Annotated in this window: 7 protein-coding genes; 6 read left to right on the top strand and 1 reads right to left on the bottom strand. The window is 61.9% G+C overall.

Going from position 1 to position 7,448, the window contains the following annotated elements; translation table 11 throughout:
- Positions 1-745, top strand: a 745-nt coding sequence (locus A2J01_RS11185; protein ID WP_064112702.1) for an endonuclease/exonuclease/phosphatase family protein, incomplete at its 5' end; no start/stop codon positions are given.
- Between the two features lie 36 nt (positions 746-781).
- On the opposite strand, the gene A2J01_RS11180 is transcribed toward A2J01_RS11185, so the two are convergent.
- Entirely contained in the window at positions 782-1,780 is a 999-nt protein-coding gene (locus tag A2J01_RS11180; RefSeq protein ID WP_228402203.1) for an Lrp/AsnC family transcriptional regulator, read from the bottom strand.
- A gap of 136 nt (positions 1,781-1,916) precedes the next feature.
- Here A2J01_RS11180 and A2J01_RS11175 point away from each other — a divergent pair, with 136 nt between their 5' ends.
- From A2J01_RS11175 to A2J01_RS11155, 5 genes are all read left to right on the top strand, one after another.
- Entirely contained in the window at positions 1,917-3,260 is a 1,344-nt protein-coding gene (locus A2J01_RS11175; RefSeq protein ID WP_064112701.1) for a DUF3100 domain-containing protein, read from the top strand.
- A gap of 84 nt (positions 3,261-3,344) precedes the next feature.
- Entirely contained in the window at positions 3,345-4,559 is a 1,215-nt protein-coding gene (locus A2J01_RS11170; RefSeq protein WP_064112700.1) for an amidohydrolase, read from the top strand.
- Positions 4,556-5,914 (top strand): L-serine ammonia-lyase, encoded by a 1,359-nt coding sequence (locus tag A2J01_RS11165; protein ID WP_064112699.1) that lies wholly within the window; start codon positions 4,556-4,558, stop codon positions 5,912-5,914. The genes A2J01_RS11170 and A2J01_RS11165 overlap by 4 nt, the downstream gene beginning before the upstream one ends.
- Before the next feature lie 132 nt (positions 5,915-6,046).
- Positions 6,047-6,952, top strand: a complete 906-nt coding sequence (locus A2J01_RS11160; RefSeq protein ID WP_231915765.1) for a hypothetical protein — start codon at positions 6,047-6,049, stop codon at positions 6,950-6,952.
- 126 nt (positions 6,953-7,078) lie between these two features.
- The coding region (locus A2J01_RS11155) for a serine hydrolase (RefSeq protein ID WP_156519245.1) at positions 7,079-7,448 on the top strand (370 nt) is incomplete at its 3' end.

The raw sequence follows: 7,448 nt of genomic DNA, 5'->3' as shown, positions 1-7,448 counted from the left end.
GGTGGTACTGATTGCGGTGGGCGCGTCGGTGATCAGTCCACTGTATGTGGCAAACAGTTCCGAAATCGACGGGCCGACTCTGCGCGTAATGCAAGCAAATCTTCTCTTCGGGCAGGCAGATCCCGCCAGTTTGACTGCGACGGTGCGCGAGAAGGCAGTCGACGTCCTGACGGTTCAGGAACTGACCACATCACTCGAAGGCTCTCTCAGAGATCAAGGACTCGAGCAACTGCTGCCGCATCACTACTTGGTACCGGACGAGGCCGGCGGGGGTGGCGCCGGTATTTACAGCCGTTATCCGCTGACGGACACTCGGGAATTGAACGGATTCGGACCGACCAATCTTGTTGCCGAAGTGGGCTTCTCAACTTCGTTCACCCTTCTGGCGGTTCACCCCGGACCGGCGTACGTGACCCCGCCCGACGTGTGGACTGCCGAGCTGAGCACTTTGCGAAACGCGCTCGACGCTGCTGCCGCCGAGGAAACCGTCATCGTCAGTGGCGACTTCAACACCACATTCACGCACAAGCAATTCCGTGACCTCCTCGATGTCGGCTACTCCGATGCCGCAGACCAATTGGGAGTAGGCATCGTGCGCACCTATCCGGCGGACAAGAAATTTCCCGCGATCGTCGGCATCGACCATGTACTTCTGCGGGGCGGTCAGGCGAAGTCACTCGAGCGGATCGAGATCGAAGGTTCCGATCACTTCGGCTTGATCGTCGACGTGGCGATCCCCAACTAGTCGGAGAGCACCCGACCCGCGCGAACGAGTTGCGGATCACCCGTGCTTCGGCATGCTTCGACCCGACACATCGATCGTCCGATGCAGGTGATGCGGCGTACGCAGGACGATCGACCGGTCCACCACGGATACGCCCGGAAACTGCTCGGCGAGATAACCTTCCAGACGCTGCACGTCGTCGATCGAGCGCAGCCACACCGCCAATGCGATGTCGTAGCTGCCGATCGTAGAAGCAACAAGCCTCGCCTCACGCAGGTGCGAAAGACGCTGAGCAATTGCCTCCTTTCGCCCGTCGAGACGTAAGAAGTACCAGGCGTAGACCGGCCAGCCGGAGTAGGGCCGAGCAATCTCCGTGCGGACGACCAGTCGCCCCGTCGACAGCTCGTGAGAAAGGAGCGCCCCAGCGCGAGCCGGCGTGACTCCGAGGGCCGCAGCGAGTGCCGAGACGGTGACACGTGGTTCGCGAGAAAGAATGTCGAACAGCTGCGACTGTTCCTCTTCGCCGGCGCGTACACCACGAATCTTTCCCGCCGGGGCCGACTCGAGCGCGGCAATTTCTTCCGCATCGAGAGCACGTAGACGCCAGTTCCTCGCGTCGGAGTTCGCCGAGGACACGATCTGAGTTCGCATCGCGGTGATCATCGGCAGGGATTGTGTTCGCTCCAACACGTACCTGGACAATTGATCGAGGTCAGTGCAGGTGAGCGTGACGAGCAGATCCCGATTGCCGGTTGTGAGATCGACTGTGAGAACTTCGGGATCGTGCGCGATCTGTTCGGCAACGCTCATGGTCTGTGCCGGTGCGCATTCGATCTCGAGAAGTGCGGTCGCCGACACGATGGGTCCACCACGGTACGCAGCGATCCACGCTATTCCTTGCGAGTGCAGACGCTCCCAACGCCTGGTCAGGGTGACCGGGTCGGAACCGATCGCGCGTGAAAGCTCGGACCACGACGCGCGCGGCCTGATCTGCAGTGCGTTCAACAGCCGAAGATCGTCGTCCTTGAGCATCTGATCCTGCACCGAGGACCTCACTTTCAAAAGAATGCTGCACCGAAACAGGATCGAAACGCGTCGATCCTAACTTCATCACATCAATAGTCCACCAAATCCTGAGCCTCGAGAACCCTTACTTCTTGCGTTCGTTCGCCCCCTCGAGAAAGACACCGACATGACCGAAGCATTCCCTGTCTCGCATGACGATTCCCCAGTCAGCGATCAAACCGCGACGCAAAAAGTCGTTTTCGCCATGCGGTCGCCACGCCTGTGGATCGTGGTGATTCTGCTCCTCGGGCTTGCGGCAGGCGCGCAACTGATCGGCCCCGCAGTGATTCCCGTCGGCGCTGCCGCCATCACGATCCTGCCCATGGTGTGGGGACTGATTGCCGGCGGTGTCGTCTCGAGCCAGAAGTGGAAACCACTCGGCCTCGACCTTCAGGCTGCGGCCTCGGCAATCATGGGCCTGGCTGTTCTCTTGCTTTGTGCAAGGTTGTCTTTCACCATCGGCCCGAACATCCAATTGTTGTTCGAGGCGGGCCCCGCACTGCTACTGCAGGAATTGGGGCACTTGTTCGGCACTATCGCTCTCGCACTCCCGCTGGCGGTACTCCTTCGGATGGGGCCGGCCACCGTCGGAGCATCCTTCTCCATCGACCGCGAGGGTTCCTTCGCGATGGTCAGCGAACGCTACGGCCCCGATTCCGACCAGTACCGTGGAGTCCTGTCGATGTACGTCTTCGGCACTCTGTTCGGTGCCGTGCTGATCAGCCTGATTGCGTCACTGGCTACATCCTTCAACATCTTCGACCCCCTCGCGTTGGCGATGGGTGCCGGCGTCGGATCCGGCTCGATGATGGCTGCCGCTGCCGCCAGCGTCGTTTCGGCGCACCCCGAGATGGCCGACCAGGTACTCGCCGTGGCGGCCACATCCAACATCATCACCGGCCTCCTCGGCGTGTATGTCGGCATGTATGTCGCACTCCCCCTTGCTGATCGAATCTACGGCGCACTCACCAAGCGCTCGAAGACGACCAGCGAACGGAAAGCCGACACTGCCCCACGAGCGGTTGCGCCGAGCGTCACCGTGCCGCTGACCACCATCGTTCCGATTCTGTTCGTCGGTGGGGTCATCGTCTCTTCGATCGCAGCGGGTGGCGTATCTCGATCGATCATCGTCGGTTACTTGATCCTCACCGGATTGTTGCTCCTGGGCGTCGGCGTGGCCCGCCTGACCCGCGGCAAGATCGCGGCGATGATCGCAATCATCACCATCGGTGCCTTGGCGACAACACCGTGGTCCCCCATCGGTGATTTCGTCTCGAGCACCGTCGGGACTATCGACTTTCTCTCGATCTGCACCCTCACCTTGACTGTCGCAGGTCTCAGCCTCGGCAAGGACCTTCCCTTGCTCAAGACGATCGGCTGGAAGATCGTGCCCGTCGGAATCGTCGCGATCCTCGCCTCTTACCTACTTTCCGTGGTCGTCGCGGAGTTCGCGCTGGGCCTCTGGCACTAGAACTGCACCCGAAGACGCTGAGAACCGAAGACACCGCGATCCGAAGACACAGAGAACCAAAGATGTTGAAAGGAACCAATACCCATGTCCATCGCTGACACCCGCACCCGCACAGACTCGGTTTCGAGCACGATCGAGAAGTGGGCATCACGCCTCATCGACGTCAGCCACACCATCCATGCTCACCCAGAGTTGGCATTCGAAGAGCATCATGCGTCGGCCCTCTTGGCGGACGCCGCGCAGGAAGCCGGCTTCACGGTTACTCGCGCCGCCTACGGCCTCGAGACGGCATTCGAAGCGGTGCGGGGCTCCGGCCCCTTCCGCGTCGTCGTCTGCGCCGAGTACGACGCCCTTCCCGACATCGGTCATGCGTGTGGACACAATGTCATCGCCGCTGCCGGACTGGGAGCAGCGATCGCGCTCGGAGAGGTCGCGGAGGAACACGGCCTGACCGTCGTCCTTCTCGGTACGCCGGCCGAAGAACATGGCGGCGGGAAAGTCTTGCTGCTCGAACGTGGCGCATGGGAGGGGGCGGCGATGTCGATCATGGTCCACGGCGCTGCAGGTGAAGACGTCAGCTGCACCGTCACCGGAACGCAGGCAGTCGACCGGTTCGACGTGACCTACACCGGAAGAGCCGCACACGCGGCCGCTGCGCCACACAAGGGCATCAACGCAGGCGACGCCGCCACGATCGCCTTGGTCGCCATCGGACTTCTCCGTCAACAACTTCCGTCCGACGTCAGGCTCAACGCCTATGTCGAGCACGGCGGCGAAGCAACAAACATCATTCCGGCCTCGACGTTGGTGCGAGCGGAAGTTCGGGCCGCAGAACTCGACGTGCTGTTGGACGCCAAGCGTCGTATGCTCTCCTGCTTCGAGGGCGCAGCTGTGGCCAGCGACTGCTCCTGGTCGACCGAACGCGCCGAACCGCGCTACGAGGAGCTTGTTCAACACCGCGTGCTGGCGACGATCTGGGACGAGGAGATCGCGAGCCTGGGCCGCACCGCGGCCGCCCGAACTCCCCTGACCGGCGGCTCGACAGACATGGGCAACGTGTCGAAGGTGGTTCCCTCGATCCACCCGATGATCGCGTTACGCGGCGTTACCGGAGTTCCTCACACGATCGAGTTTGCCGCTGATGCCCGCTCCGCAGCGGGCGACGAAGCTGTTCTGCACGGAGCAATTGCAATGGCACGCACTGTGATCCGAGCCGCCACCGGGGACTCGCGCTCCAACCTCCTGACGATTGCGGCCCAGCGCGAGTCAGGAGCGACTACCGTCACGAGCGCCGAATGAGCACCACCGGCGTCTATGTTTCCGCGCTCGAATTCTTCTCCATCGGCATCGGGCCCTCCAGTTCACACACGGTCGGTCCGATGCGAGCCGCCCGCACTTTTGTCGGCGAGCTCTCCGACGCCGGCTTGACCGCGTCGGTCGACCGAATTCGCTGCAATCTGCACGGCTCTCTCGCCGCCACCGGAATAGGGCACTGCACTCCCGACGCGGTGATCGCGGGACTTCGTGGGTTGGATCCTGAAACGTGCGAGCCGAACGACGTTCACGGGCGTTGGGCCGAGCTCTCGGACGGCGGATCGGTGAAGCTCGTCGGCGGCTCACTCGGGCACGTTGTGTTCACTCACGAGGACATGGTGTTCGAGCCGCTCGTTCGCCGTCACGGGCACCCCAACTCGATGACACTGACCGCCTTCATCGGTCGCGAAATCGTCTGTACGAGTATATATCTGTCGATCGGTGGCGGATTCGTACTGCGCGCCGGAACGGAGACGCAAGCAAGCGCGCATTCGATCAACTCACGCTATCGAACCGCGAAAGAGCTACTGGCGGAATGCGGCTCCGTAACTATCGCCGAGTTGGCACTGTCGGACGAAATCGCGATACACGGCCAGGATCGGGCATTCACCGGCATCGACGCGATCTGGTCCGCGATGCGCACATGCATCGAACGCGGCACCCAGACCGAAGGTGTATTGCCCGGGCGTCTCGGAGTTCGCCGAAGAGCACGGTCTGCGAACATTCAACTGGAACAACGTAACTGCGCACCCTCCTCACGCGAGTGGCTGACCGTCTACGCCATGGCGGTCAACGAAGAAAATGCAGCAGGTGGCCGCGTGGTAACGGCTCCGACGAACGGCGCTGCGGGCATCGTGCCGGCGGTGCTCTATCACCACATACGCGCTACGGGCGCCGGCGTTCACGACGTTCGAACCTTTCTCCTCACCGCTGCCGCAATCGGATCGATCATCAAGGCGAATGCCTCGATCTCGGGCGCGGAGGCGGGGTGCCAAGGCGAGGTCGGAGCTGCCTGCGCGATGGCGGCAGCCGGCTTGTGCGCTGTCATGGGCGGATCACCACGACAAATCGAGAATGCAGCTGAGATTGCCATGGAACACCATCTGGGGCTGACCTGCGATCCGGTTGGTGGCCTGGTCCAAATCCCCTGCATCGAACGAAATGCCGTAGCCGCCTCGACTGCAGTCACCGCAGCTCAGCTCGCATACCTCGGTGACGGGACGCATGTGGTGAGCCTCGATACCGTCATCGAAACCATGCGCCAAACCGGAAACGACATGTCCGTGCGTTACAAGGAAACAAGTGAAGGCGGGCTCGCCGTCAATGTCGTCGAGTGCTGAGGAGGATGTCGACGGCAGCGGCGAGGGCGGGCGGACGCCGTCGCCGTCGCCGGAAATATCATCCTCTCGAACGATGAAGTCCGGTGTACCGATTTCTACACTCGGTGACATGACTTTGTGGACGGTGACCAGATGATCGCTCATCACGCTGGAGGAATCCCACTGCACAATTCTTCACGGCACAACACTGCGGGGCCGTCGCGCTCGACGCAGTCCTCAGGTCGCAAGATCGCCGCGTTGATCGCGTTGGTCGCCGGTTTCTCCGCTGCCTTCGTTCTCGCCCCGGGCATGCTGACGAGTAGGCCGGGTGATGGGTACGCAGACCAGGGAGAACTCGTCGAGACGGTCCGCGCCGCGTTCGTCGAATACTGGCGTTCCGGTGTCCAAGCCTTCTCGCCGAGCTTGGAGTCCGCTGTCGACTACTGGCTGCGGTACCACGTGGCCAAGGCCGTGATCGCGGTAATCCTGCTGACGGTTCTGCTCGCACTCGGCCGGATGCTCAAGGCGTCGTTCGTGAACGCCGGCCCTCTGACGGCTGGAAAGAAACTCGCATTCGTCTCGGCGGGAGGGCTGGTCACGCTCCTCGCGATGTTTTCCTCGGTACTCGTGATGGCAAATATCCAAGGTGTCGTTGCACCCTTCTCTTCGCTGATCTCGATGTTGCCCGTGGCCCAGACGGATGGGGCACTCTCCGAAACTGTCGGGCAGGTCCGACAACAGCTCGCTCAGTCGACGGGCACCGGAAATCAGCAAAGTCCCGCCCTCGAACTGATGATCAGCGACTTCGCGCGGTATCACTTGGCCATGGCGGTGATCGCGCTGATCGCGGCAGCAATATCACTGGCCGTGACTGTGGTCGTGTGGGCACGCTTCGCGAGAACGGCACGATCCGAGCGACGGACGAGATTCATGTCGGGGTCGATAGGTCTTCTCACTGCACTGTTCACGCTGGGATTGATCGTTGTCGGCGTAGCAAATATGGGCACCGCGGCAGACCCCGCGCTGGCCCTGGCGGCGTTCTTCAACGGCGGGCTCTGACCCAAGTCAAGGGTTCAGACCAGGGTTCCGTAGTCCCCCGGTACCGGTTGAGGAGGTACCTGGGGACTGCGTCTGCCGTACCCGGGGTCGATGTGTGAGTGCCCTCGGACAGGCAGAGTTCGACTCATGAAAACCGGAGCAAGACGCATCATGCTTGTCGGCCTGTGCAGCGCCATGGTTGCCGGCGCTGTAATCAGCTGCAGCACGGACAAATCCGCAGACAATCCCACATCCACCACTGACAAGGTCATGGACTCTGCCATCACCGACCAGCTCGATTCGATCGTCGACGCAGCGGTGAATTCGACCGGGATTCCCGGTGCGATGGTGGGCATTTGGGGGCCCGACGGCAACTACGTCAAGGTTGCAGGAGTCTCGGATACGGCAACCAAAGCGCCGATGGAAACCGACTTCTACCACCGGATCGGCAGCGTCACCAAAACATTTACCGTGACCGCCCTGCTGCAATTGGTCGACGAGGGAAAGATCGGTCTCG

The sequence above is a fragment of the Rhodococcus sp. EPR-134 genome (assembly GCF_001647205.1).
GTDB lineage: Bacteria > Actinomycetota > Actinomycetes > Mycobacteriales > Mycobacteriaceae > Rhodococcus_F > Rhodococcus_F qingshengii.
Note: the sequence above shows the minus strand (reverse complement) of the source record. Positions and strands in the feature narration are given on the sequence as shown.